Source organism: Pseudomonadota bacterium, from assembly GCA_039196715.1.
Lineage (GTDB): Bacteria > Pseudomonadota > Gammaproteobacteria > CALCKW01 > CALCKW01 > CALCKW01.
The window spans coordinates 16,209-41,777 of the sequence record JBCCUP010000038.1 but is presented as its reverse complement, the minus strand read 5'-3'; the positions used below and the strand labels follow the sequence as shown (position 1 = coordinate 41,777).

Annotated in this window: 22 protein-coding genes and 1 tRNA gene; 3 read left to right on the top strand and 20 right to left on the bottom strand. The window is 61.9% G+C overall.

Annotated elements, in window-relative coordinates:
* The 6 genes from pcm to pomA all read right to left on the bottom strand — a co-directional run.
* Nucleotides 1–457, bottom strand: a 457-nt coding sequence (pcm, locus tag AAGA11_13755; protein MEM9603925.1) for a protein-L-isoaspartate O-methyltransferase, incomplete at its 3' end; no start/stop codon positions are given.
* On the bottom strand, nucleotides 447–1,208 hold the full coding sequence (gene surE, locus AAGA11_13750; GenBank protein MEM9603924.1) for a 5'/3'-nucleotidase SurE: 762 nt from the start codon (nucleotides 1,206–1,208) through the stop codon (nucleotides 447–449). The genes surE and pcm, both read right to left, overlap by 11 nt.
* Nucleotides 1,209–1,272: 64 nt before the next feature.
* Nucleotides 1,273–2,547, bottom strand: a complete 1,275-nt coding sequence (locus tag AAGA11_13745) for a hypothetical protein (protein MEM9603923.1) — start codon at nucleotides 2,545–2,547, stop codon at nucleotides 1,273–1,275.
* A gap of 145 nt (nucleotides 2,548–2,692) precedes the next feature.
* The gene (locus tag AAGA11_13740) at nucleotides 2,693–3,304 is read right to left on the bottom strand and encodes a PilZ domain-containing protein (GenBank protein MEM9603922.1); all 612 of its coding nucleotides are present in this window, start codon (nucleotides 3,302–3,304) and stop codon (nucleotides 2,693–2,695) included.
* A gap of 23 nt (nucleotides 3,305–3,327) precedes the next feature.
* Nucleotides 3,328–4,416 (bottom strand): flagellar motor protein MotB, encoded by a 1,089-nt coding sequence (locus AAGA11_13735; protein MEM9603921.1) that lies wholly within the window; start codon nucleotides 4,414–4,416, stop codon nucleotides 3,328–3,330.
* An 18-nt stretch (nucleotides 4,417–4,434) separates the two neighbouring features.
* On the bottom strand, nucleotides 4,435–5,187 hold the full coding sequence (pomA, locus tag AAGA11_13730; protein ID MEM9603920.1) for a flagellar motor protein PomA: 753 nt from the start codon (nucleotides 5,185–5,187) through the stop codon (nucleotides 4,435–4,437).
* A gap of 184 nt (nucleotides 5,188–5,371) precedes the next feature.
* Here pomA and AAGA11_13725 point away from each other — a divergent pair.
* Together AAGA11_13725 and AAGA11_13720 are read left to right on the top strand one after the other, a co-directional pair.
* A tRNA-Arg gene (locus AAGA11_13725) sits at nucleotides 5,372–5,448 on the top strand.
* Nucleotides 5,449–5,622: 174 nt separating this feature from the next.
* Complete coding sequence (locus AAGA11_13720) at nucleotides 5,623–7,242, top strand: M12 family metallopeptidase (GenBank protein ID MEM9603919.1); 1,620 nt, start codon at nucleotides 5,623–5,625, stop codon at nucleotides 7,240–7,242.
* Here the strand turns inward: AAGA11_13720 and AAGA11_13715 are convergent.
* From AAGA11_13715 to AAGA11_13705, 3 genes are all read right to left on the bottom strand, one after another.
* Nucleotides 7,229–9,505: a polysaccharide biosynthesis tyrosine autokinase gene (locus AAGA11_13715; GenBank protein MEM9603918.1), complete on the bottom strand. Its 2,277-nt coding sequence runs from the start codon at nucleotides 9,503–9,505 to the stop codon at nucleotides 7,229–7,231. The two genes, AAGA11_13720 and AAGA11_13715, sit on opposite strands and share 14 nt — an antisense overlap.
* A 79-nt stretch (nucleotides 9,506–9,584) precedes the next feature.
* On the bottom strand, nucleotides 9,585–10,136 hold the full coding sequence (locus tag AAGA11_13710) for a polysaccharide biosynthesis/export family protein (protein MEM9603917.1): 552 nt from the start codon (nucleotides 10,134–10,136) through the stop codon (nucleotides 9,585–9,587).
* A 30-nt stretch (nucleotides 10,137–10,166) separates the two neighbouring features.
* On the bottom strand, nucleotides 10,167–11,438 hold the full coding sequence (locus tag AAGA11_13705) for an outer membrane beta-barrel protein (protein MEM9603916.1): 1,272 nt from the start codon (nucleotides 11,436–11,438) through the stop codon (nucleotides 10,167–10,169).
* Between the two features lie 332 nt (nucleotides 11,439–11,770).
* On the opposite strand from AAGA11_13705, the gene asnB reads away from it, so the two are divergent.
* Nucleotides 11,771–13,666, top strand: a complete 1,896-nt coding sequence (asnB, locus tag AAGA11_13700; protein MEM9603915.1) for an asparagine synthase (glutamine-hydrolyzing) — start codon at nucleotides 11,771–11,773, stop codon at nucleotides 13,664–13,666.
* Between the two features lie 41 nt (nucleotides 13,667–13,707).
* Here the strand turns inward: asnB and AAGA11_13695 are convergent, their stop codons facing one another.
* From AAGA11_13695 to AAGA11_13645, 11 genes are all read right to left on the bottom strand, one after another.
* Nucleotides 13,708–15,114, bottom strand: coding sequence for an O-antigen ligase family protein (locus tag AAGA11_13695; protein MEM9603914.1), 1,407 nt, complete (start codon nucleotides 15,112–15,114; stop codon nucleotides 13,708–13,710).
* Between the two features lie 53 nt (nucleotides 15,115–15,167).
* A complete protein-coding gene (locus tag AAGA11_13690; GenBank protein MEM9603913.1) occupies nucleotides 15,168–16,106 on the bottom strand; it encodes an AAA family ATPase in 939 nt (312 codons plus the stop codon).
* A 44-nt stretch (nucleotides 16,107–16,150) separates the two neighbouring features.
* Nucleotides 16,151–16,963, bottom strand: coding sequence for a polysaccharide biosynthesis tyrosine autokinase (locus AAGA11_13685; GenBank protein MEM9603912.1), 813 nt, complete (start codon nucleotides 16,961–16,963; stop codon nucleotides 16,151–16,153).
* 28 nt (nucleotides 16,964–16,991) lie between these two features.
* Nucleotides 16,992–18,548, bottom strand: a complete 1,557-nt coding sequence (locus tag AAGA11_13680) for a hypothetical protein (GenBank protein MEM9603911.1) — start codon at nucleotides 18,546–18,548, stop codon at nucleotides 16,992–16,994.
* Nucleotides 18,549–18,576: 28 nt separating this feature from the next.
* A complete protein-coding gene (locus AAGA11_13675) occupies nucleotides 18,577–19,752 on the bottom strand; it encodes an FHA domain-containing protein (GenBank protein ID MEM9603910.1) in 1,176 nt (391 codons plus the stop codon).
* Between the two features lie 257 nt (nucleotides 19,753–20,009).
* A complete protein-coding gene (locus tag AAGA11_13670) occupies nucleotides 20,010–20,522 on the bottom strand; it encodes a hypothetical protein (GenBank protein ID MEM9603909.1) in 513 nt (170 codons plus the stop codon).
* Nucleotides 20,523–20,567: 45 nt separating this feature from the next.
* The gene (locus tag AAGA11_13665) at nucleotides 20,568–21,440 is read right to left on the bottom strand and encodes an NAD(P)-dependent oxidoreductase (GenBank protein ID MEM9603908.1); all 873 of its coding nucleotides are present in this window, start codon (nucleotides 21,438–21,440) and stop codon (nucleotides 20,568–20,570) included.
* A gap of 13 nt (nucleotides 21,441–21,453) precedes the next feature.
* Nucleotides 21,454–21,966, bottom strand: coding sequence for a dihydrofolate reductase (locus tag AAGA11_13660; GenBank protein MEM9603907.1), 513 nt, complete (start codon nucleotides 21,964–21,966; stop codon nucleotides 21,454–21,456).
* Nucleotides 21,963–22,757 carry a thymidylate synthase gene (locus AAGA11_13655; GenBank protein MEM9603906.1) on the bottom strand — a complete coding sequence of 265 codons (795 nt, stop codon included), beginning with the start codon at nucleotides 22,755–22,757 and terminating at the stop codon, nucleotides 21,963–21,965. The genes AAGA11_13660 and AAGA11_13655 overlap by 4 nt, the downstream gene beginning before the upstream one ends.
* Nucleotides 22,758–22,760: 3 nt before the next feature.
* Nucleotides 22,761–23,546, bottom strand: a complete 786-nt coding sequence (lgt, locus tag AAGA11_13650) for a prolipoprotein diacylglyceryl transferase (protein ID MEM9603905.1) — start codon at nucleotides 23,544–23,546, stop codon at nucleotides 22,761–22,763.
* Between the two features lie 108 nt (nucleotides 23,547–23,654).
* Nucleotides 23,655–25,562, bottom strand: a complete 1,908-nt coding sequence (locus tag AAGA11_13645) for a bifunctional diguanylate cyclase/phosphodiesterase (GenBank protein MEM9603904.1) — start codon at nucleotides 25,560–25,562, stop codon at nucleotides 23,655–23,657.
* Nucleotides 25,563–25,569 lie beyond the last annotated feature (7 nt).

The following is a 25,569-nucleotide window of genomic DNA, read 5'->3' as shown; positions in this document are numbered from 1 at the left end:
GTGCACGGTCCTGCCACGCGGTGTCACTGTGACCGTGGCGCGCCAGCACGTTTCGGTAACGCAGCGCGAACAGCCGGTCCTCCGCCCGCTTGAGCAGCGACTGTATGCGCTCCTGTGTGACCACCTGGTCGACGAGCCGAGAGAGCACAGCAGCCTGGTAGCCCGAGCCTGTGCCCAGCTCCAGCACCGTGCTCATTGGCGAAAACTCGAGCAGCAGTTGCGTCATGACCGCGACAACCCAGGGTTGCGAGAGGGTCTGACGGTGCCCGATCGGCAGTGAGCAATCGTCGTACGCGCGGTGAGACAGGGCCTCATCGACGAAGATGTGTCGGGGCACGGTGGCCATGGCGTCGAGCACCCGGGTGTCGCTTATCCCCTGCCGCTGGAGACGGTCAACCATCCGCGCCCGTGCCCGCGGCGCGGTTGCGCCACGCCCGCTGATTGCTTCAGCCGTCAACACCATGTTCTGGACCAAGCCACGATTTCAACTCTGCCAGTTGAGTGTAGCGGGTCAAATCGATCTGTAAGGGTGTGACCGACACGAATCCGGCGTCCACAGCCGCAAAATCGGTGTCCGGCTGATTCCGGTGCGGTGCGCCAGCAGGCCCGATCCACCACGCGCCCTCGCCGCGGGGGTCGATGGTGTGCTCGGCCGACCCGCCAGGCGCACGCGTGCCGAGCCGTGTCACACGGTAGCCGGCCAACGTGTCATAGGGCCGGTCCGGTACGTTGACATTGAGAATCGTATCAGCTGGCAACGGTTGGCCGACCATGCGATTGAGGATGTCGACAGCCACCCGGGCACCGGTCTCGTAGTGGCCCGGCCGGTGGGCCGACATTGACACCGCGAGGGCGGGAAACCCCAGGTGTCGGCCTTCGATGGCGGCGGCAACGGTGCCCGAGTAGATGACGTCGTCGCCCATGTTGGGACCGTTGTTGATACCACTGATCACCATGTCAGGGGCGTGTTCGAGCAACCCCCCGACCGCCAGCAACACACAGTCGCACGGGGTGCCCTCGACCGACCACACGCCGTCGCCGTGGTCGTGCGCGCGCAAGGGATTGGTCAGCGTCAGCGAGCTGCTGGCGCCACTGCGGTTGCGGTCGGGCGCGACCACGTCCACCACGGCCTGCGCCGCAACCGCGCGGGTCAGCGCACGCAAGCCCTCGGCCAGGTACCCGTCATCGTTGCTGAGCAGTACACGCACAGGTCTTCACATTCTCGGTGCCAGTCGAGACTATAGCGCCCAGACTGCACTTCACCGTGGACGGTCAGCCCGCTGGGGTTCCGTGTGCGCGGGTCGGCCGGGCCCGCGCCTGGCGCCAGGCCTCGTTTTCGCCCGTGAGCAACGACAGAAGCTTGCTGCACAGTTGGATCAGGTCGTTCACGCGGTCAGCGTCGGCCGCGCTGATCGGCAAACCCTCGGCGTCGGCCACCACGACACCCTGCGGGCGGTTGCCCACCAGCAAGGAGCCGACAATGCTGTGTCTAGCCGGCAACAACGGCGACTCCGCGAGTGCGGCCACATCGGGGTGCACAGCGTCCGGCGACACCACGCGCGTTTGCGGCACGAGCATCAGGGATTCCAGGGCCGGCGCACTCCCCATAGCCACCTCCAACGGTTGCAATGGCACCGCGCCGCGCACGTGCAGGCGGCGGCGACTGCGCAGAACGCCGGCGGCGAGATCGGCCTCGAGTAGGTGGACACGGCGCACACCACCGCAGTGCTTGATCGCCGAAAGCACGTGATCAAGCATTTCGGTGGCGCGCAGCTGCCCGCTCTGGAGCCGATTGCGCAGCGTATCGAGTGCATTGTGGTGAGCGCGCGCCCGGCAATCGCCACACAGCACATTGATCAGAGTGCGATTGCAGCTCACACCGGGCTCACCCACAGACGGGTGGCGCGCGAGCGTCAAGGCACCGTAGCCCAGCGCGTCGGGGGCCGCTGCCATGGTGTCGAGCAACTCGCTCGCCTGGGCTTCGAGTTCAACGACAGCGAAGCCGGTGGCCTCACTCGCCTGAACCCAGCACGGCGCTGAGCCGGTCTCCGCCGTGTCCGCGCCGGCCGCGAACGCAAGCGCCGCGGCCACATCGGCCAGCCCGGACGCCGGGTTGGCCGGTGCCGTCGCCGCCCCGGCGAGGCGCCGTGTGCAGCCTGCCAACACGGCGAGCACGGCGACACCGTCCACGGCCAGGCCACGCGATTGCCACACATCAGTGAAGCGCAGGGCGAGTTGGAACCGCTCGTTGCGGGTAAACCAGTTGAACAGTTCGGTCGCGTTGAGATCCGATTCGTCCAACGCCACACAACGCGCAACGAGCGCGCGCGACACATCGAGGTTCAGTGTCAGCGCAGCGGCACCGTCGCCGACGCCCTCGGCGAACGCAGCCACAAACAGGTCGGGGAACCGTCGGGCCAATGTTGATTGCGCGGCACCGTCGCCGCAGGCCAGGATATCAGCCGCATTCTGCGGCAGACGAGACGACACCACGATGCGCTCGCGGCGCTTGGGGATCTCGGTGGTGACTGGCGTGGCCTTCTGCATGTCGGGTGCTCCGCGGGCTGGTGTCGGGTGTCACCCGACCGTCGTGTCAGCCACCATCGTTGCGAAATGCATGCCCGAGACCTTGCCGGAGCGGCAAAATTCTCCGCTCAGGCGGCAAGGCGCCGCCGTGGGGCGGGTGGCGCCGTCAATCCAGCTCGGCTGCCCGCGCGCGGAGCGCGTCCATTTGCAGGGTATGAATATGCTGGAGCAGGGCTTCCTGCTCACTCGAGAGGATATCCACGAACTCCAGCGCACAGCCGAATTTGCCCTGGGCTACCGGCGTCGAGCGCTTGTGCTCGCGCACCACCTTGGCGAGGGCATCGATCGTCTGGCCGCTCGGAAACAGGCGCATGCTCACGCGGACTTGCTGTCCGATGAAAAACGCCTTCTCGGAGTCGAAGTGCAGCCCGCTGCCGCTGATGTTCACGGTGTGGGTCGGCTCGCGCGTGGGCGTGTTGTCCGTCAGGTTGCCCAGTTGCTCCTGGATCGCATCAAGGCGCTGCTCCAGCCGAACCAGGTAGGCTGCGATGTCAGGGTAATGCTCTTCGATGTTGCGCCACATCATGTGCAGTCCGGCGCTGGCAGCATCGGTGTCACCCGACGCACGGCGGTTTTCCAGTGCCTGCTTGAACTGCTCGACGGTGTCGTCGTTGAGCGGTGTCACCCGCAGCGAAACTGCATCATTGACGCGGAAGAACGTGCGTCGTTCCGCACCGCGCGCCGCGGCGTTCACCTGATCTTGAATTGCTACCGCCATCACTCACCCCCACTCTAAACGGTCTATGAACCCTCGCCCGGCACGGCCGTACCCGTGTCGGTGATCACCACTTCCACACGCCTGTTGCGCGCCCGATTCTCCGCAGTTGCATTGTCAGCGATGGGCTTGACCTCTGCGTGGGCGCGCATTTCGACTCGGCTCTTCGCAATGCCACCTCGAGTCGTCAGGTAGTGCACCACGTTCGCAGCTCGCGCAGCGGACAGTTCCCAGTTGGAACGAAACTCATCGTTCGAGATCGGGACGTTGTCGGTGTGGCCCGACACCACCAGATCGCCGGGAACGTCAGACAGTGCCCGACCGACGCGCGCCAGCACGGGCTGAAACTCGGTGTTGATCTTGGCGCGTGCGGTGTTGAAGAAGCCGCGCTCGCGCAAGCGTACGATCACCTTGTTGCCCTCGCGTACGACTTCGACAAGCCCCTCTTCGATTTCGTTCTCAAGGCGGCGTTTGACCAGCTCGAGCTTGCTCTCGGCCCGCGCCTCAGCCGCCTCTTTCAAACGCCGTTGTACCTGGCCCTCGGAGATTCGCACAGGTGTCTCACCAGGTTGTTGTTGCATCGCGACAAGCTCCTGGGCCATCTCCATGGCAATCTTGAGCTGTTCGTCCTGCATAGCCTCTGCCCGCGCCTCGGCAATGGCCTGAAGCTGTGCCTCAGTGAACGCCTCGGTCTGCTCAACCACCTCAGTCGTGGTATCCGACTCGCCTGCCGAGACGTCAGTCGTCTGGTTACCCGAGCTCTCCTCTCCCGACGACTTGTTGTTGCTCGAGTCGGAGTCGTTGAAATCGAGGTTCTGCTTGTACTGGTCTGTGGTGATCTGCTGCACGCTCTTGACGATCGTCGGCACAGGTTTACCCGCGCTGAACTCTTGCGCGATGATACTTGTGCCTTTCGGGATCTGCTTTGACTGCACCTCGCGCTGCACACCAAAGGCAAACTTCATAGAACCTGCCACGCGCTTGTATTTCTGAACGTCCATCTCAGAGAAAGACAGCAACAGTACAAAGAAGCACATCAACAGCGACATCAAGTCTGCGAAGGTCGCAAGCCACCCAGGTAGCTGGGGGCATTCAGGGCATTCGTTATCGTCCACGACGGATCAGGCCTCGCATCAGCCAGAGCCACGCTTGGATTCGGGCAGGAAGTTGTTCAGGAGTTGCTCGAGCACTCGTGGGTTGATGCCCTCCTGAATGCCGGCCACCGATTCGAGGATCAGTCGCTTCTTGAGCTTTTCCTCGGCCGCTCGGAGCTTCAATTTGTCCGCGATCGGCAGTGCAATCGCGTTGGATATGATCGCACCATACAGAGTGGTCAGCAGTGCGACAGCCATGGACGGACCGATGCTTTTGGGGTCGTCCATGTTTCCGAGCATCTGCACTAGACCAACCAGGGTGCCGATCATGCCCATCGCCGGGGCCGCGTCACCGACAGCCGCAAAGAAAGCCGCCCCTTGTTCATGACGCTCGATCGTGAGGTTGGTGTCTTTGGCCAACATGTTCTGCACGACTTCGGGCGGGTTGCCATCGATGCACAGTGAAATGCCTTTTTGCAAGAACGGATCACTGATCTCGCGTCCCTCGAGCGCAAGCACGCCTTCCTTGCGCGCGACGTTGGCGAGTTCGACCGCTTCGACGATCAGCTCCTCGGGCGGCACGCTCTTGAACATGAACGCCTTGGCGAGCACCTTGAAGGAGCCAATGAAATGGCCCAATGTGACGCGCAGCAGGACCGCAAAAGAGGTTCCGCCGACAACGATCAGCATCGAGGGCACATCGACGAAGGCCCCAAAGCTGCCGCCAACCAGAATGGCGCCCGCAATGATGCCGAGTGCACCTATCAACCCTACTAGCGTGGCGATATCCACTGCCGACTCGCGCTCCTGCTGACACCAAGTAGAACAACCTGTACATGAATCGGCGAGCAAACCGACCTCTTGAGTGCGTGGACCGCGTGGACGCGTGATGACAGCGGTTCTGCTGTGTGCGCTCGCGTGCCAGGTGAACAGCCGCGCGGCGGCTTTGCTACACTTTCCGCTGACCCACCACCCCGCTCCGGTAGCTCAGCTGGATAGAGCGTTCCCCTCCTAAGGGAAAAGTCGGGGGTTCGAATCCCTCCCGGAGCGCCAGCTCACACGCCGTCCGTGCGTGTCGACAGCCGGCAATTCCTGCCATTCGGCGGTCAAGTTTTTCCGCTTTCCACCGACACCTGACACACCCGGTGTGAGTTCGCTGTTGCAGCGCTCACGCGGGTCGCTCAGCGAAAGCTGTTCCCGAAAAGAACAACAACGTCGGAACAACACATGGCATCCCGCGGACTCATCGCACTTTGTTCAGGGGTCTGCATCGCACAATCGGCGATCGCAGCAACACACCCGGAGACCGTGGCTGGCGAAGGCCAGCCACACTCGGTCGCCCTGGCGCAGTTCGAAAAGGGCAACCCGCAAGCGGTCTCCGTGCAACACAGCTCGGTGGGTGCCGTGTTCGAAGGCGATATCCTGCTGTCGCTCTCGGCCGGTCTGCCGGCGGACAGCGTCGCGCCCCGCGATTTCCACATCACCACCAACGGATCGAAGTGGCCCGGTGGCGTTCTGCCCTACACCATCGACGGCTCGATAGGCAGCTCGGTTCAGACCCGCATCGCTGCTGCCATTGCCCACTGGACCGACAGGACGCCCATCACGATTGTCGAACGCACCGCAGGCAACGCGGCCAGCTACCCCGACTACGTGACCTTCACCGACTACGCGGGCTGTGCGTCCTACGTCGGCCGCATCGGTGGATCGCAACCCATCTACGCCGGCAGCGCCTGCTCGACAGGCAACATCATCCACGAGATCGGCCACGCACTGGGGCTGTACCACGAACACACACGGGCGGACCGAGACGATTTCGTCAGCGTCAACTTCGCCAACATCAACAGCGCATACAGCTACAACTTCGACAAGATCACGTCGAATGCGCAGTCGACCACGGCATACGACCTCGGCTCGATCATGCACTACGGCGAGTACTTCTTCTCGACCAATGGCCAGAAGACCATCGAGTCGCTCTACCCCACGTCGCAGGTGATCGGGCAACGCGTCGGTCTGAGCGACTCCGACATTGCCGGCATCAACGCGTTGTACGCCGACGGTGCAGACGGCACTGCAGGCATCAGCCCGCACAGCCCCTACCCGAACCAGTCATTGTCGTTCACGTTGACCTATGACAATGACGAGCACACCAGTGTGGCGATCAGCACGGTGACGGTGGACATGCCCTCGGGCACCGCGTACGTGGCAAACAACAACCCGGCCTGGAGCTGTGGCGTGGCCAGTCTGGAGGTCAACTGCAGCGGGCCGACACTCGCGCTGGGGCAGAACAGCACACTGGACCTCTCGTTCACGGCACCGTCGACGGCAAGCAGCGACCTGAACTTCTTCTCCGAGGCGACCCTGGCGCCGTCGTCGGGTGGCACCATCACCCACACCGCCAGTGTCTCCTTTGACATGACGACCCAGAACCTCGCACCCGTGATCACCGCGGGACAGCACATCGGTGTCAGTGACCCGGTGCCCGCAGCTGGCACGCTGCTCGGCACGATCAGCGCCATTGACCCGAACGGTGACCCGGTACAGAACTGGCAAATTCAGTCGACAGACACGCCGGGCGCCGTGAGCCTCGACAACGCGACCGGGCAACTCCGGGTTGCCGACGCCAATGCCTTGGCCACCCGCGTTGACGATGTGGTGATACTCGGTGTGACCGCGTCGGACGGCAGCTTGAACGCGGTGCAGACGCAGGTTTTTGTCGACGTTGGCGCCCCCTCGACCTCGGCACTGGTCAACAAGGCATCGAGTTCGGGGGGCGGCGCTGTTCTCGCGCTGTGGGTGTTGTGCCTGGCGCGCCTGCGCGCGCGCGATCGGCTCAGAGTGTGCTGAAGTCGTCCGGCTCGTCGACGACTTTCTTCTTTGCAGCCGCGCTGCCTTCAGAGTACCCGTAGTAGTCGTAGTAGCCCTGGTAGTAGTGGTCACCGCCGTGGCTCTTGAGCTTCTCGATGTCCACCTGCGACACGATCAGGCCCTTGACCGACGCACCGATCTGCTGCATCCGGCGCACGCCACGTTGGGCCACCGGGAACGGCGTTTCACCCGAGCGAACGACGTACAACACCGAGTCGGCGTGGCGTGAGAGCACCAGCGCATCACTCACAGCTTGCACGGGCGGGCAGTCGATCACGATGCGGTCGTAGTGCTTACGCAACTGCTCGAGCAGGTAGCCAAAGCGCTTGCTCGAGATGAGCTCGAGCGGGTTCGCCGGCACGCCGCCGGCCGGCATCACATCGAGGCTGCCAAGCAGATCCTTGTAGATACAATCGGCCGCGCGAGCCGTCTTCTCCACCAGGTTGACCAAGCCGGGCGAGTCAATCGGCAGGCCGAGTGTCTTGTGTACACTGGGTCGGCGCATGTCCGCGTCGATCAGTAAGACCTTATCCATCTCGGCCATCGAGTGCGCCAGGTTCACGGACAAGGTCGACTTGCCTTCGTTCGGCACGCTCGAGGTGATGATCACGAGCTTGTCCGAGCCATCCGCGTTGCCCAGCGTGATGCTGGTGCGAATGGTCCGAATGGATTCGGCAAAACTACCCCTGTCATCCACAATGGTGTCGGGATTCAAAGGCAGCTCGGTGGCCTTTTTCAGTTTCAGTTTGGGCAAAATGCCGAGGAGCGGCAGACCCAACTTCGATTCAATCTGGTCCGCGCCCACGACCGTGTCGTCGAGGTATTCCCGCAAGAACGCGATCGCGACGGACACAATCAAGCCGAGAATAAACCCCAACGCGACGATCATCGACTTCTTGGGTTTAGCAGGAAAGAGAGGCGGCACGGCCGCATCCGAAATGCGCGCGTTGGTTGAGTCGAGGCTGCTCGCCTCGTCGGTTTCCCGAAATCGATTGAAGAACGTCTCGTACAGGTTCCTGTTGGCATCCACCTCGCGCTGGAGTTGGTCCAATTCGAAGCTCTTGCGGCCAATGCTCTGAATCTCTTGCTTGCCACTGGCAACACGTTGCTCAAGCGTACGGACATTTGACTGCGCCAACTCGTAGTCCTTTTGAATGGACGATATGATGCGCTGAATCTCGAGCTCGAGGTTGCGTTCGATTACCCCCAAGCGGGACCGGGCATCGACCATCCGCGGGTGTCGGTCACCGTACCGGTTGGACAACTCATCGATTTCGCGCTCGACCTCCGCACGGTCCACCTTGTACGTTTGGACGAGGGAACTCGCTTGAACCGCAGGCAGATTTTCCAACACGTCTGGCGCAGTCGCACGCAACCGCTGCACTTCGTTGAAGAGCGCCTCCGCTTCAGCTTCTTCTCGCTGCGCGTCGACGAGCTTGTTCGAGAAATTGGCGAGTTCCTGTTCGGTGAACCGGGACACGCCGCCGCCAAAATCCACGAGACCGGTTTCTTCCTTGTACGCCTGAAGCTTTTCTTCCGATTCTTGCAACGCAACCTTGAGGACGGACAGGCGTTCGGTCAGCCAGTCAGCCGCTTTTTCTGTCATCTCGGCTTTGGCGTCAAGGTAATCCTCGATATAAATTTCCCCAACCGAATTGGCGACGTGCGCGGCGAACACCGGGTCTGGCGACTCGAACCCAAGGCGCACCAATTTCGTCTTGCGGATGGGTTCGACAGACAGTCGGCTTAAGAATTGCCCCGCCACAAAGCGTCGTCGCATGTCCGGGTCCATCGCCGACAGCAGCTCAGACTGCTGGTCCACCGCCCCTTCCACAGGCGGCATGCCCAGCAGCTCTCTGCCGGCTGCAATGATGTCGAATTGCGAAGAGTTCGTGAAATCGGGGTGTGTGGTCAGACCAAGCTTTTCCACAATCTTCTCGGCGAGTTCTCGCGACTTCAGGATTTCGAATTGCGTTTGAAAGTAATCGGTGTCGGAAGCATCAAAGCCATAAAGCTCTTGGATGGAAACGACATTGTTTTTGTCACCTTCTATCAACAACGTGGACGTCGCTTTGTAGATGGGCGTAGAGGTAGTGACGTAGCCCAACGCCAGCGCTGTGGTCAAGGCCGTGATCAGCGCAATGGTCCACTTGTTCTTGATCAGGACACGGATGTACTCACGCAGGTTTATCTCGTCGCCACCGCCAATGTCGTGATCGCCGTAATTGACGTCATCGTCCATAGACTGTTGAAAAATAGACATGTCAAGCTAAACCTGAAAACGCTGTGGAAACGGAGCCGATGAGGGCGTCGACCATACCTTAAAAGAACCCTTCTTCAACCGTGATGATATCGCCAGGTTGCACACGGTCTTGGAATCGCATGCGTGCTTTTTTCTCTGTGGAACCGCGTTGCAGAAAAATTTTCCGACGTGACGCGCGGTCGGTGAATCCACCCGCGACCGAGACCGCCTTCTCCAAGGTCAACCCAGGTTGGAAGGGGTAATCACCTGGCGTGCGTACCTCTCCCGTGATGAAGAACGGGCGGTACTGCAACACACTGACGCTGACGCTAGGGTTCTTCAGATACCCATCTTTGAGACGGCTGGTAAGCAGTTGCTCCACCTCTCGGGTGGTTTGCGACGAAATTCGCAACTCGCCGAGGAAACTGTAGTTGATGATTCCGCGGTCGTTCAGCGTGGTCTCAACAGTCAGTTCATCCTCCTCGAAGACTTTGATCAGGATGCGATCCCCTGTGTCCAGCCGATAGTCATCAACCGGATTCGACTCGTCTGCAATCGAAGCAGACCCCACAATCACCACCAGGAACAAAGCGAGGCGCGCCGGGATGCGACATTTTTTTGACCAAAACATGTACTAGAGACCCGAGAGAGCAGAGTTGCGTTACAAATTCGCTTCTACACCAAAATATGTCTGCATTCTATCCGCATTCCCGCTGGACTTTGAGATATCGTCCACCAAGGCACCCAGCGAGAATCGAAGCCACCGGCGCGGAGCGAACACAAGCTGTGCACTCGCTTGAGAGTAGTCGCTGTCGAGGGAGCCATCGGACTCTTTCGACGAGACAGAACTTGCCCGCAACGACGACGAGACTCGATCGCTCCAATCATGCAACCAGCGGACGCTGTATGTTGTTGTTTCTGCTAGGCCATCGCCCAGCGTCGATTCGAACTCACGACGGCCTGCTTGGAAAACCACTTGACTGTAAGACTTCACCAGCCACGTCAAACTGACATCGCCGAGGACCGTGCTTGAGTCAGTCAAGCCTGCGTCGTCGTAGTCCCTTTCTCCTGTCCCGATTGAAGCAGCACCATACCACAGACCCGATGTGTCCCAAATGATTCCCAGTAGCGCGGCTGTGTTTGCAGCATCCCGTTCTCTGCCATCAGTGGCAAACGCCGTGTCGTAGTCGAGCGCCCGGTAGCTTAACTCGCCGTACACCCGCGTATCCGGCGACAGGCGGTAGTACAGCCGAGACCACGCGACGGAAAAGTCGCGGTCGTACTGGGCCGTTTCCGCCTCATTCGACGTGAACTCGATATCACCAAAGGCGTACCCGAACACCAATTCGCCCTTGGTTGCAGGGTTGCCATAGGAGAAGGACGCTCCGAGCTTGTTTTGCCTGAACGTATCCACTTCGGACAGCGCAACGATCTCCGCCGCCGTGAAATCGGTCGTGCGCGCAAGCCCAATATCTTGATGGGACTGGGAGATCGTTGCCTCGATATCAAGCCTCCGACGTGAATCGAAGGCCGTGTGTGAGACCAGCGAGAGCCGGTGGTCGTCATAGTCGGCTTGTTCGGCATCGTTGTGGGTGGCGTAGTCGCCCAAGTACCCCAACCACAGCATTTGCTTCGCGCCCAAGGCGATGTAGTTTAGCTGCGGCGAGAAAGAGAGGCGGGTAGAGTCGACTGCGGTGTTGTCAGACACATCAAGAAACACGTTATCTGTCGAACCCACTCGGAAACGCGCCGAGGGGTACAACGACGCTTCACCCACAGCAACCGCGATGGCGTTGGAATTCGGGTAGGTTGGACGCGCCACCTCCTCTCCAATCACCGCAGGGGACAATTCAAGGTCTGGGAACGCCGCATGCGCAGATGCGCTCAAGGCACACACGACCAAAATCTGGGTTGTACGTGATATCAAAGTCATCGAGATTCACCGATCCTGCGTCAAGCGGGCACGTTCGTCATGGATTTGGCACTCAAGCCCGTCTCACGCTGTCAACGCAAGACCTGTTCCGTTCAACTGAGCGGCTTCGGTGTACTCTTACGCACTCAACCTGCTCATCAGAGTAACTGAGACTAGTCGGCGTTTAACCCAATTGTGCACGCAAACTGCAGTGCTATCCTCCCGACGCACACGACGGTATCTAGGCGATGGACGTCGGTTGTACAGCGCGTCTAGCGACCGGGCGCCGCACAGGCGTCCAGTGTCGATACTGTGCAGCTGGGCATGAGTAGACCACAGAGGTAGGCAACGTTTTGTGCGGAATAGCGGGATTTTGGAATTTCAGATCGGGATTGCCAGCCACCGAGACCGCCGTCACAGCGATGACAGATCGCATGCTCCACCGCGGCCCCGACGGCGGCGGTAGCTACTGCAACGGCGACATTGGATTGGGTCACCGACGGCTCTCGATCATCGATCTCGCGGGCGGGCACCAGCCCATGGCCAACGCCGAGGGCGACATCTGGCTCGTGTTCAACGGCGAGGTCTTCAACCATAAAACGCTGCGCAAAGAGCTCGAGGCCGACGGCGTTGTGTTCCGCACGAGCAGCGACACCGAGGTCATTCCGTATTGCTACCGCAAATACGGTGACCGGTTCTGCGAAAAGCTCAACGGATTCTTCAGCATCGCGCTGTGGGACAGTAAACGCCAGCGCCTTGTGCTCGGGCGCGATCGACTCGGCAAGAAACCACTCTACCTCGCGCGCACCGAGCATGGCGTCGCCTTCGCGTCGGAGCTGCAATCCCTTACCGCCTCGGCGGGCGTGACCCGCACCCTTGACCCCACAGGCCTCGACGCCTTTGTGTCTTACGGCTATATCCCACATCGGTTCGCCGTATACAAAGGCGTTGAAAAGCTGGCACCGGCGACGACGCTTGCGATCGAGCGCGACGGCACCGAGTCGTCGGAGTGCTACTGGTCCGTGGCGCACAACCCATCCACACTGTCATACGAGGACGCCAAGGACGCGTTGTCCGAGCTGCTGACGCAGGCGGTCAGCGACCGACTCGAGTCCGATGTACCGCTCGGTGCCTTTCTCAGTGGCGGAATCGACTCGACAACCGTTGCCGCCTTCGCCAGCGCGCTCAACAGCACGCAGTTGCAAACCTTCTGCGTCGGCTTCAACGAACGCAAGTTCGACGAGCGCGCACCCGCAAGAATGGTTGCGGAGTGGCTCGGAACCGACCACAACGAGGACGTGGTTGCGGTCGACGGCGCCGCCGTTCTGCCCAAGCTGCTACGTCACTACGGTGAGCCGTACGCCGATGCCTCGACGATCCCGACGTACTTCCTGTGCGCTGCAGTCCGCCAGAAGATGACGGTTGCCCTCAGTGGCGATGGCGGTGATGAGTTGTTCCTCGGCTACCCGCACTACCCAAAGTTTGAGCAACGACGGCAGTTGAACCGCTTGATCAGCCGGCTCCCCGGCAGTGGCCTGTTGGCCCGGTACACACGCCAGCGAGCCCGCCACCTGCGCACGCTGCCCGAGCGTATCCTCAACGCGGCGCTGGAGTCGACACTGCCGATTCACGAGGCCTATGCGCGCACCGTGACCACCTTTGTCTCGGGCGATAAACGGAAGCTGTACTCAGATGCGTTTGCGAACGCACTAACGCAACGGGATGCCGTGGACCAGTACGTTAGCGCGGTGTACGCATCACATGCCAAACACAGCGACATCACGCGCGCCGGCATCACCGACATGCAGGTCTACATGGCGGACGACATCCTCGCCAAAGTCGACATCTCGAGCATGGCCGCAAGCATCGAGGTGCGTGCACCGCTGCTCGACTACCGCGTGATTGAATTCGCCGCAAGTTTACCGGAGCACTACAAATACAAGGACGGCAAGGGCAAGCGTATCTTGCGCGACATCGCGAAAGAGCGCTTGCCCGCAGAGTTGTTTAACCTGCCCAAGTCCGGTTTCGGCATCCCGATGAGCGACTGGCTGCGAAGTGACATGCGCGACTTGGTCCACGACAGCCTGCAGAGCCCGAACAGCCTGGTCAGCGAGATGTTCGATCAATCCCGCATCGACCACATGATCGACTGGCATATGTCAGGACGCGAAGGCTACGCCGAACGCCTGTGGCAACTGATGTGCCTCGGACTCTGGGCGAAGGAAGAAGGTATCAGCTCGCTGGCGTGATGCCCACCACACAATGCCGAGGGGCTGAACGCCGCGCGGCCTCAGTCTTTCAGGGGACGGATTGCCTTCAACGCGACATGCCGGTCGGTGTCCAGCTTGATCGGTGTCGATGGCGCAAGGGTCGTCTGCGACACCAATCTCGGTGTTGCCATGACGCCAGTCGCCTCCGGTGCATGTGAATCCTCGGCGGTACGCTTATCCGCTTTATTGGATGCCGTACGCGAGGCCAGCGCGCGCCGCCGTGCGACTTCCACCGTGCCGATCAAGATAGCGAGAAAGAGCCAGCCCTGCTTGGTGTCGTAACTGACGTGTTGGATATCCATCAACGACAACGTGGCCAACGCAACGAGTGCCATGCGGGCAACACGGTGGCTCCGATCCACGCGCAAGATGCTCGCGCAGCGCCACACCAAAGCGACATAGATGCTGTAGTAAAGCAGAATACCGACAACGCCGGTTGCCACCAGGATCTCGATCACGTTCGAATGGGAATACGCACCAATGAGCGATCGAAAGTTGTCCGGCCCGATGCCAACCAAGTTGCTCTGCAAGAGCAAATCCAGCCCCACGAGCACGAGCTCAAACCGTTGGGACATCGATTCACCACCCTCTTCCGCGCTGAGCGAACCAGCACCGACAACACCGATAAAGTCCCACAGACGGCTGACCATAGAATTCGAGTCTTCGAGAGAAAAAACACTGTCAACACGATCAGCAAAGACTGGCATGTCCTTGACAACGAAGTAGGTCGCGCTCGCCACGACGACAATCATCAGGAACGATGGAAACATCCTGACAAACTGCTTCAGGCGCCAAAACTGAAACGCCCAGGATGCCCCTAGCAGCAAGAACAGCATGCCGACCAGTGCAGTACGAGAGCCACTGTTGACCACGGCAACAACCAAGGCCAGAGCCATAACCACTTGGATAAGCCACGCCTTGGGGCCGAGGGGTCCAGACGCAGCCAGGAGACACAAACTCAATCCCATGACGGCAGCTGCGCCAAATGTGTTTGCATTGACGAGCGTACTGGCGACTCGGCCGGTGGCATCAGGACTGCCTTCAACAACACCCACCCCGATACCAGCAAAGCTCACGGCGTACGCAACCGTGACGGCTGCGCCATACATCAAGAGCGGTGCAGTTGCACCCATGCGCCACAATATGGATTGTTGAATCGCAAGTGCCCACACAGCCAACTGAAGCACCGTTAGCACCTTGAACATGCTGCTCTCGACATCCTGAGACAGCATCGCTGGCACCACCGCATACAGCAGCCAAGCCATAAGCAACATCCACTCGGCGCCAACCCAAATCGACTTGCGTGCAAACAGCCCCACCGTGACAACCGTGAACATGAACAGGCCTGTCACGCCGTAGTTTGCCAGGTTGCCGCCCGGAAGCTCGGCCAACAACATGGTGCTCAGCACATTAAAGCTGAGCACCATGGTGACTATCGTGACCCCGAGACCGGGCCCTTCCCGAGCTGAGGTTACAGCACTCATCCTGTCCAGTAGAGACTGCGCGCCAGTTCCGGCGCGGAGAGGTTGTCGTTGGCAAAGCGGTTGCGGAAGGGCGCCACCCGAACGACATTACGCAGGGGGTTTTGCGCGAGGTGTGCCATCTGCAGTGCGATTCCGCCCCGGTTTCGGTCACGAACCACCGCGCTGACGGTGTCCGGGTCGACCATCGCCTGTTGGCGCGAAAAGGCGTACACCAGGCAGAGGTCTGCGATGGCGTTGATCACCCGTGGCAGTCCATCTGCATGCTGGTGGATCAATGACACGGCATCCGGCGAAATGATGTTGACGTCGCCCCCGCACGCATCGAGTCGAAACCGGATGTAGTCAGCTGTTTCGTCACGCGTGAGTGCGTCGAGGTGGTAGTGGACCGAAATCCGCTGCCTGAATTGTGCGAGGTCCGCCTTGCGGATCGTCCGCCGCAGCTGGGTTTGACCGACAAACAGAACGGTGATCAGCTTGTCGATCTCGTCGTTGAAATTGACGATCAGTCGGATGGCCTCGAGGTCGTCAGCGCTGAGATTCTGCGCATCGTCGAGGAACAGGATCAGCGACTTGCCGCGTTTGCTCTGCTCATCGATGTAGCCACTGAGGTGGTTGACGAAATCGGGCAAACCGACGTCGCGCGAACTCACACCGAACGCAGCGCAGAGCTGCTCGATCAGGTTGGATCGGCTGCTCGGCAAGCAGTTGACTTCGGCCACCACCGTCTGGCCGCCCACCTGGTCGAGCACATGTCGAACCAGTGTGGTCTTGCCGGTGCCGATTTCGCCGCTCATGACGATGAAACCAGGGTTCTCGAGAATACCGTACTCGAGCGAGGCTGCTGCGACGCCGTGGTTTTCACCGAGGTAGATGTGGTCCGTCGCCGCGTGAATCGAGAACGGCTTGCGAGACAGATTGAAGAAATCGAGGTACATGGTCGGTGTCCGCTGGGTTCGAGGTCGCCGTGTCAGGGGCCCGGTCAGTAGTACTTGGTCTTGTAGCTGTAAGCCGAATGCTTGTCGCGCGACTTGTTGAGAACAGTCCCGATCAGGTTGAACTCACCGAGCAACTCAACAGCACGGTGCACCTCGTTGCGCTTAGCATGGCCCTCCTCGACGACCAACAGGCAACTGTCGAGGTGCGGCAGGATCGTCAGGGCGTCGTCGGTTGCCAGTACCGGTGGCAGATCGAAGATGACGATCCGCGTCGGGTAGCGTGCGATCACCTCACGGGTCAGGTCGATGACGCGCGGCGAGGCGAGCAACTCGGATGACCGGTTGTTGGGCTTGCCCCCGGGCAGCACCACCAGGCGGTCGATGCCGGGGTTGAACAACACTTCTTCAAGCGGCACCTGTTTGCTGATGTAGTGCTGCAGGCCCATCGGTCCGCGGTAATCGAACAGCGAACGGATCGACGGCCGCCGCAAGTCGAAATCCACCAACAGAGCACTGTTGTTGACCTTCTGGGCGATGCTGACAGCGAGGTTGGCCGAGGTTAGACTCTTGCCCTGCCCTGGCCCGGTGCTGGTGATGCCGACCGACGTCCAGCCGCCGGCGTTGAGCTTGTGCATCACACGCGAGCGCAACATGCGGTACGCGTCTGCATACTCGTCGCGGTCACGGCCGGCGATGACCCGGTTTCGGTGCAAGGTCGCTGGCGGCGTCGGCACCACCGCCGTTTGCGTGTACTCGAACTTCAGCTCGTCGACCACGCGCAGGCGGCGGCTGCCGCGACTGCGGTTTGCCGACATCGCATCGCCGGATTTGTTGACCGCGTCTCTCAGGAATTCCATAGGTGTCGTGTCTCCGGTGCGAACGCGATCAGCCTGCCTGGCCGAGCTGCAGGTACAAGAAGGCGCCGATCAGCAACGGCGTCGCCACCATCATGACGTAACCGATGGTGTTCAACGCCGTATCCCCAGCACTCGAGATACGGGAGATAACCCCGAGCGGCGGCTCGCCGGTCAGGCTGATCAGGTCGCTCACGTCCCGTACCGACCGGTCAAAGAAGTCGACCAGGATGGCCAGTGCGAAGCTGCCGAACACGGCCATGAGCGTGCCCAGCACGCCAACGGCCAAACGCACGGGTTTGTCCGGCGAGGTGGCAACGACTGGCGCCTCAATCAACGTCAAGCGGTCGCCTGTGTCGCTGTTTCCAATTGCGAGAGAGAGCTCTGCATCGGCGACTTTAGCCCTCGCATCCTCAACTTCACTGACTGCTTGCTCGTACTCGCGTTGAAGCGACAGATACTGTTTCTCGATTTCAGGCGCACCTGCGAGCCTCAATTCCAGCCCATCGAGCTTGGTCCTGAGTTCCCCTCGCGTGATTTGAAGCGAACCCAAGCGCGAATCCAACGATCCGAGCGTCGACCGCAGCGTGATGTACGCGGGGTTGTCCGGTGCACGCTCGATCGAGGTCAATCCGGACTCACCGGCGGCGGATTCGGCTTCGCGCAGCTGGCGCTCCAGTCGGCGGATATCGGGGTGCTCAGCGGAGTACTTGCGGCGAGCCTCGGCCAACTGGGTTTTCAGCACGCGCACGTTTTCGTCGTTGGACAGCACAGTTGTGCCGTCGGTGGCGACCATGCGCCCGAACGGATTGGTGTTGGCAAGCTCAGCCTCGACGCGAGCGCGCTCCAACTGCAAACTGCGCACTTCGGCGTCAACCGCCAGCAGCTGCGCCTGTGTGCTCTGTACCGCTTGGAAATTGGTCGCCGCTTCTTCAGGCAGCTTGCCGCTGTGCTCGCGACGAAAGGCAGTCAGTTGCGCTTCAAGGCCCTCTGCCACCGATGCAAGCCGCTCGGCGTTTTCCTGAAGCACAGCGGCCGTCGCTTCGCCCTCACTTTGCCGCGCCGCGTTGGACAACGCCAGCAACTGGTCGGTAAGCGCATTGGTCACGTCGTGCGCAACGACCGGGTCCGGGTGGCGAAAGGCCACCTCAAACGCCAACGTTGTGGTCGAGCGTCTGCCCGTGCGGTCATCAACAAGATCCGTGTCGATGCGTTCGAACGCCATTGAACTCCGAAATTTATCAATCACTGACTGTGGGTTCTCAACGTCCAGCGGGAACACATCGTTTTCGCGTATGAGGGTCTCGATGTTCGCGTTTGTCTGCATCGTCTGCTGCACGCGCGCGAGCCGCTTGTCCGCTTGCCTTGCAGCCTCGATCGCATCGGCGCCGGTCAAAGACTGGCGTTGAACCTGCAACGACGCACGCGACTCATACTTTGGCGTCACCAGCGTGATCGCGAGCGCGACCAGCGCTAACGCTGCATACAGTGGCAGGAAGAATGCGATCTTGCGACGCCCAAGCACCTTGAACAGGCGCCCTCCCTCTTGGCGTTCGCCGTCGAGCTGTACAAATTCAGAATCGTTCATGGTATTCCGGGTCTGTTGCCGAGGGCCGTCAGGCGTCTTCGAGGTGGAGAGCAAACTCCCCAAGTTGGATCCGGTCTCCGACCGAAAGCACGTGCCGGTCGATCACATCGCCGTTAACCTGTGGCTTGTTGACACCACCGAGGTCGACCAGTGCGATGCTGTCACGGCGCACCTCCAGTCGCGCGTGCTGACGGCTGATGTGGCTGCTTTCGAGTTGGATGTCGCACTCCGGCGACCGCCCAATCGAGTAATCACCCAACGCGAGGTCGATCTCAGCCCGCTCACCCGCGCGGTTGGCGATGACCAGCCGGCCGCGCCCACCGGTGATCGGCGTGACCGTGCTCGCCACCGGTTTGTCTGGTGGTGTTGGGAACTGAGCAGCATCGGCCGGCAGCGCTCCGTCCACCGGAGGTTCACCGCGCAACACCGCGAGCGCGCGTTGCATGGTCTTCGCGCTGACTCGCCCCTCACGTTGCGCCGCGCTGACACTCAGGGCGCTGTCGAGCGCCCAGCCGAGTGCGCGCGGCACGCCACCCGAAAAGGCCATGGCGGCCGACACGGCCTCCTTGTCCACGTCGAGCGGCTCCGACGCACCCGCGATATGCCAACGCGTCTGGATGTACATTTCACATTCATCCTCGGTGATCCCGCCGAGTTCAGCCTGGAAGCGCGCCCTTGCCCGCAAACTCGTCGGCAAGGGCCGTGCGGCGTCAAAACTGCCTGAAACGACCGCAGTCAGTGGGCGGACACCGCTACTGACGTGGTTGGACAACAACACCACGTGCTCAAGCAACTCCGGTGGTGCCAGGTGGGCATCGTCTAAGACCAGAACCGCACGCTGGTCCTGTGCGACACAATCGTGCAGGAAGTGGCCGATAGCGCTGACCAGGGCTGCCGTCCCCTCCCGCTCGCGCGCGATGTCGAACCCGTCGGCAACCGCAAGCAAGAGTTCATCGGCGCTGTATCCCGCATAGCCGATGAAATTCAGTACGTTGCTTCTGTCTAACTCGAACGACAACCGCCGCAACAGTTGCGTCTTGCCGATGCCGTGCGGTCCGTTGAGGATGATCACCGGGTCACTCTGCTGCAACGCAACACACAGCGATGCAAACGCGCGCTCCGCCGCGTTGTACGGGACGTACCAGACCGGATCGGGAATGTCGGCGAACGGCGGCGCCTTCAGTTGGAAGTCTTGCAAGTACATGGTGTTATCGGCTTTCACAGGAACGGAGCACACCGCCGAACGCACCCTGTCGTGTGCGCAGACTCGCCGCGCACGCTGAATTTGGAGCACGCCTCAGCGTGTCACAGAAGTGACTCACTTAACTATGGGTCGAACTCGGCCAAAAAGAAAGCGCGCCGCAGATGAAAATGTCGCAAGCGACGCCACACCACCCGCGCCAAAAGGTTGGCAGCGGGCCGGTGACCCGTGCCCCGGCAGCCTGGCACACCCGCTGCTGGTCAATCCGGCAGCGATGCCCTCAGGCGCTGCAGCCCCCGACGCAAACTGGAAGTTTCAACCCGGCTGTCAACGACCAGCTGCTCGAGCTCACTGAGCCGGTGCTCCAGCGGGGTCGGCGTGCCGGACTCGGCGCCGAGCACACCCCGACAGTCGGACAGCTGATCGAGCAACACGCTCACAGCGTGCTTGCTGAGGCCGACATCGATCTCATCGCCCAGGCCGAAGAAGCCCGACAACGCCGGAAAATGCACACTGGGCCGGTCCGGGTCGGCTTTGGCCAGCGCAATCGACGCGAGACCGACCGGCGAGACCACCACCGTGCCAGCGAGCGAGGTTGGCTGGAGCATGCGGTGGTCAAGCAAGTGCCGCGAGAGCGCCTGCGTCATGTCGGGTGAGAAACCCAGCGCCTCCCCTGCTGCCCAGAGGTCGACACCCGCACCGCCGTCGACACGAGACCGGACGGCGAGGCAATGCAGCAACTCGAAACACTGCTCCGGGTTGTCACTCAACATGGCAGTCACACGGGAACCCACACAACCGACGAGTATAACGGGCCGTCAGGGGCTTTTCTGCTGCAGGCGGGTAATCAGACTGCTGGTGTCCCATCGCCGCCCACCCGAGCGCTGCACATCACTGTAAAAACTGTCCACGAGTGTGGTCACGGGCAACTGCGCACCGTTGCGACGCGCTTCGTCCAGGACGATGCCAAGGTCTTTTCGCATCCAATCGACCGCGAACCCGAAGTCGAACTCTCCCGCCGCCATGGTGGCGCTGCGGTTGTCCATCTGCCAGGACTGCGCCGCACCCTTGGAAATCACGTCAAACACCGCCTCAACATCGAGACCGGCTTTGGACGCGAAGTGCACCCCTTCGGACAGCGCCTGCAACAGCCCGCCGATGCAGATCTGGTTGACCATCTTGGTCAACTGGCCCGCGCCGACCTCACCGATCAAGCGGACGCGTTGCGCGTAGGCATCGATCACCGGCAAGGCCCGATCGAACACCGCCTGGTCACCACCGACCATGACGGTCAGCACCCCGTTCTCGGCGCCTGCCTGTCCCCCGGAGACCGGCGCATCGAGGAACGCTACCCCGCGCTCACCGCCGAGCGCCGCCAACTCCCGCGCGACCTCGGCCGACGCTGTGGTGTGATCGACCAGCACGCTGCCGCTGGCCATGCCGACGAAGGCGCCCGCCTCCCCAAGCACCACACTGCGCAGATCGTCGTCGTTGCCGACACAAACCATCACGCACTCGGCCCCGTCGGCCGCCGCCCGTGGCGTGTCCGCGAGCGCACCGCCGTGCTGCGCAACCCAGGCTTCGGCCCGCGCCCGCGTGCGGTTGTACACCGTGACATCGTGGCCGGCGCCGGCCAGGTGCCCGGCCATCGGATACCCCATCACGCCCAGTCCGATAAATGCGACTTTCATGGTCTCTTGTCCCTCATGCGCCAGCGCGCGTCAGTGTGTAGAAAGTGAGCGGCCAGTCGGTGCCGGCCTCGGGCCCGGGCTCGACAGCCCGTTGCTCCACAACCGACCAGTCACGCCAATCGAAACTGTCAAACCAGGTGTCGCCCTCGAACACCGCGTCGATGACCGTCAGATGGAGCGTATCAACCGCGTCAATGGCCCGTCGACACAGCTCCGCGCCACCGATGACACAGGCGGCGCGTGCTTCGGGCATCAACGCGGCGGCGCGTGCCCAAGCGTCTTCGAGCGATGAGACGGCGTACACGCCGTCCCACTGCCAATCGGCGTCCCGTGTCACGACCACCATCTCGCGCCCGGGCAGAGGACGGCCGATGTCTTCGCTGAAGGTGCGTCGGCCGACGATCAACGGGCAGCCCATCGTGCACGCGCGAAAGTGCCGCATGTCGGCGGGGATCCGCCAGGGCAAGCCGCCGGCCTTGCCGATCAGCTTGTTGCGGTCCATCGCCATCACCATGGAGCGGTTCATACGGCCACCGGGGCGGGAATGTTGGGCTGTGCGGTGTACCCATCGAACCGGATATCCGCGTAGCGAAACGCGAAGAGGTCCGTCACATCGGGGTTGAGCCACAGCCGTGGTAGCGCGGTGGGGCTGCGTGACAGTTGCAGGTCGGCCTGCTCGAGGTGGTTCTCGTACAGGTGTGCATCGCCGAGCGTGTGTACGAAGTCGCCCACCGCGTACCCGCAGACGTGCGCGAGCATCGCTGTCAGAAGGGCGTAGCTTGCAATGTTGAAGGGCACACCGAGAAACACGTCTGCACTGCGTTGGTACAACTGACAGGACAGGCGACCCTGGCTCACGTGAAACTGAAACAGGCAGTGGCACGGCGGCAGCGCCATGCGTTCCACGTCTCCCGGGTTCCAGGCGCAGACAATGTGCCGCCGGGAGTCCGGGTTGTCACGCAGGCCGTCGATCAGCACCCGGATCTGGTCGACGTGGTGTCCGTCGGGCGTGGGCCACGCACGCCACTGCGCACCGTATACGGGGCCGAGGTCGCCGTGCTCATCGGCCCACTCGTTCCAGATCGACACCCCGTTGTCCTGCAGGTAGCGCACGTTCGTGTCGCCAGCGAGAAACCACAGTAGCTCGTGCACGATCGACTTGAGGTGCAGTTTCTTCGTGGTCAACAACGGGAACCCGTCGGCGAGGTCGAAGCGCATCTGGTACCCGAACACCGAGCGTGTGCCCGTGCCCGTGCGGTCCGACTTGACGACGCCGTTCTCCCGCACGTGGCGCAGCAGCTGCAGGTAGGTGTTCACGCGTCAGTGCCTCACCGTGCTGCCGCGGTTCAGGACCAGCAACGCACCGCCAACCAACACCATCGGCACGCTGAGAGCGTGTCCCATGGTCAACCAATCCGCGGCAATGAATCCGATGTGCGCATCCGGTTCACGGAAGAACTCGACCCCGATCCGGGCCAGACCGTAGCCGAGCAGGAACAACCCCGCCACTGTGCCCGCCGGTCTGGCCCGTCGCCAGTAGACACTGAGAACGACAAACAACAACAGCCCCTCGCCGACAAACTCGTACAACTGGGACGGGTGGCGCGCGAGAGGTCCGGCGCCGGGGAAAACCACACCCCAGGGCACATCGGTCACGCGACCCCAGAGTTCAGCGTTGATGAAGTTGCCCAGCCGGCCAGCTGCCAGGCCGATCGGTGTGACCCAGGCCAGGTGGTCGGCCACCACCAGGGCAGGCACCCTCGCATTGCCTGAGAATACAAGCCCGGCTAGCGTGACGCCGATCAGCCCGCCGTGGAAAGACATGCCACCCTCCCAGAGGCGGATCAACATGAGCGGGTCGGCAAGCAATGCATCGAAATTGTAGAAAAGGACGTAGCCGACGCGACCGCCGAGGATGACGCCGAGCACACAGTAGAAGATGAGGTCATCCACCTGTTGCCCGCCCCAGGGTGAGCGGCCCAGGCGCGCGCGCCGTCGCAACAGAAACCACGCCGCGGCAAACCCCACCAGGTACATCATGCCGTACCAATGAATCTGGACGATGCCGAGGTCGAGCATCACCGGGTCAATGCGGGGAAAGGGCATAAGCGGGGCGTCGGCCTGTGGCCATCCGATCGGCTGAAAAAAAACCCGCTTAGTATACGCGCCTACCGTCGGCTTCGGACACCGCCGGCCGCGCCGCCGTGGCCCGGTTCAGACCTCGTCGATCAGGCCCTGCCACCCTGCGACGAAATTGCGGAAGGGTTTCGGCGCGAGCGGCATGGTTGCGATGGCACCTTGCACCTGGCTGCACCCCAAGGCCCGCAGGTACCCGTATTGCTCGCGGGTCTCGACGCCCTCGGCAACGACCTTGAGGTCGAGGTCATCTGCCATGGACAGGATGGCCCGCACGATGGCGAAATCGTCCCGGTTGATCGTCAGATCCCGAATGAACGCGCGGTCGATCTTGATCACATCGATCGGCAGCTGGCGCAACAACAACAAGGAGGAGTAGCCCGTGCCGAAGTCATCGATGGAAACCGTGAAGCCGAGGCCGTGCAGCTCCGAGATCACCCGTGCTGCCACGTCGATGTTTCGGCTCACGGCGGTTTCGGTGACCTCGAGCTCGAGCGTGCCGGCACTGACGCCCTCTTCCTCCAATATTGCCCTGAAGCGATCAGGCAGGTCCGGAGACGCCACCTGCACTGGTGAGAGGTTGACTGAAATCAGCCCGGGCTTGAATCCCTCGTCCAACCACGCCGACACGTGCCGACACGCCTCTCGCAAGGCCAATTCGCCGAGTGCGTGAATCTGACCCGACCGCTCCGCGGCCGGAATGAATTGCACCGGGCTCACCCGCCCGAGTTCCGGGTGGTTCCAGCGCATCAAGGCTTCGGCGCCCACCACGGCTTCGGTGGCCATGTCGATCTTGGGTTGGAACCACAGTTCAAAGTGCCCATTGTCCAGGCTTGCGTTGATTTCGGACTCGATCTTCAGCGAGTTGTCCTGCTTCTCGCCAGGTTCCAGACCGGAAAACGCGATGACCGGAGACCCGACCGCGTGGTCCGCCGCGTCGAGTGCCAGCTCCGCCGCGTTCACCGCGTGCCGCGCTTTGTCGGCATCACCCGGCGCGAGCACCACACCGGCGTGCGCGGTGAGCGTGATGTGCTCGCTCGAGGCCGTGAGGCCGACACCGAGGGTCGCGCACAATCGCCCGACATGGGCATTCGCTCGCTCGAAATCGTCGACATCCGGCAACACCATTGCCAGCGCAAACCGGTCGTCGGCAATGCGCGCGATCAACGCATCGAAGGCGCCGCGCCGCGTCTCGGTGTCGAGTCGGTGAGCGATCTCCTTCAGCACGCGGTCAGCCGCTGCATAGCCGTAGCGGTGGTTGACCCGCGAGAAGCCGCGAATGCCGACGGCCACGATGCACAGCTGGCGGCCGCGCACAAGCTCATCATCGATGCGCAACAGCAGCGATTCGCGCGTCATCAGGCCCGTGAGTTGATCGTGAGACGCCTGGAACTCGAGCTGCTGTTCTTTCTCGACCACCGACACCTCGAGCGCCGAGGCCCGTGCCCTCTCCTGCTCGACGCGGTGCAGCGCTTCGAAGTGGCCGTGGACCTGATCGAGCACGAACTCCATCATACGCCCGCGCATGCCCGTCCAGGTTGCGCCTTCGCTGAGCAGCGCGATGATGTGGTGCCCCTGCGGGTTCTGAAAGTCGACGGGCGCCACCAGAATCGCCCCGTCGGCGTCCGGCAGCGTGCGCGGCCGCGGGGGGAACGCGCGCAGCGAAACGCGAAGCTTGCCGCTTTGTTTCAGCGCCCGGTACGCCGCCAACAGTGCGGGCACCTCGTCGTCAGAGATCACCTCGGACGCCCTGGATCCGTTTGGCACGGACACGTAGGCACAGGCCGTGAACCCGAAGAGGTCACGCAGCAGCTGAGTCGACGTCATCGCGAGCGCCGTGCGATCGATCGCTTCAACCGCGGCAATGGCCGTGTCGTTGTAGCCTTTTATCAGGTCGAGCGCGAGCCACTGGTGGTCGTGCCACTGGTCAAGAGACCGCGCAACTGCCTGCGGTCCGTTGAGTGCGCCTCGGTCAATCGATTCCATATTCAGC

Coding starts and splice junctions, on each gene's coding strand:
- AAGA11_13745 (MEM9603923.1), bottom strand. CDS start 2,547: ATGCAGAAGGCCACGCCAGTCACCACCGAGATCCCCAAGCGCCGCGAG.
- AAGA11_13740 (MEM9603922.1), bottom strand. CDS start 3,304: ATGGCGGTAGCAATTCAAGATCAGGTGAACGCCGCGGCGCGCGGTGCG.
- AAGA11_13720 (MEM9603919.1), top strand. CDS start 5,623: ATGGCATCCCGCGGACTCATCGCACTTTGTTCAGGGGTCTGCATCGCA.
- AAGA11_13715 (MEM9603918.1), bottom strand. CDS start 9,505: ATGGACGATGACGTCAATTACGGCGATCACGACATTGGCGGTGGCGAC.
- AAGA11_13710 (MEM9603917.1), bottom strand. CDS start 10,136: ATGTTTTGGTCAAAAAAATGTCGCATCCCGGCGCGCCTCGCTTTGTTC.
- AAGA11_13705 (MEM9603916.1), bottom strand. CDS start 11,438: ATGACTTTGATATCACGTACAACCCAGATTTTGGTCGTGTGTGCCTTG.
- AAGA11_13695 (MEM9603914.1), bottom strand. CDS start 15,114: ATGGTGCTCAGCTTTAATGTGCTGAGCACCATGTTGTTGGCCGAGCTT.
- AAGA11_13690 (MEM9603913.1), bottom strand. CDS start 16,106: ATGTACCTCGATTTCTTCAATCTGTCTCGCAAGCCGTTCTCGATTCAC.
- AAGA11_13685 (MEM9603912.1), bottom strand. CDS start 16,963: ATGGAATTCCTGAGAGACGCGGTCAACAAATCCGGCGATGCGATGTCG.
- AAGA11_13680 (MEM9603911.1), bottom strand. CDS start 18,548: ATGAACGATTCTGAATTTGTACAGCTCGACGGCGAACGCCAAGAGGGA.
- AAGA11_13675 (MEM9603910.1), bottom strand. CDS start 19,752: ATGTACTTGCAAGACTTCCAACTGAAGGCGCCGCCGTTCGCCGACATT.
- AAGA11_13670 (MEM9603909.1), bottom strand. CDS start 20,522: ATGTTGAGTGACAACCCGGAGCAGTGTTTCGAGTTGCTGCATTGCCTC.
- AAGA11_13665 (MEM9603908.1), bottom strand. CDS start 21,440: ATGAAAGTCGCATTTATCGGACTGGGCGTGATGGGGTATCCGATGGCC.
- AAGA11_13660 (MEM9603907.1), bottom strand. CDS start 21,966: ATGAACCGCTCCATGGTGATGGCGATGGACCGCAACAAGCTGATCGGC.
- lgt (MEM9603905.1), bottom strand. CDS start 23,546: ATGCCCTTTCCCCGCATTGACCCGGTGATGCTCGACCTCGGCATCGTC.
- AAGA11_13645 (MEM9603904.1), bottom strand. CDS start 25,562: ATGGAATCGATTGACCGAGGCGCACTCAACGGACCGCAGGCAGTTGCG.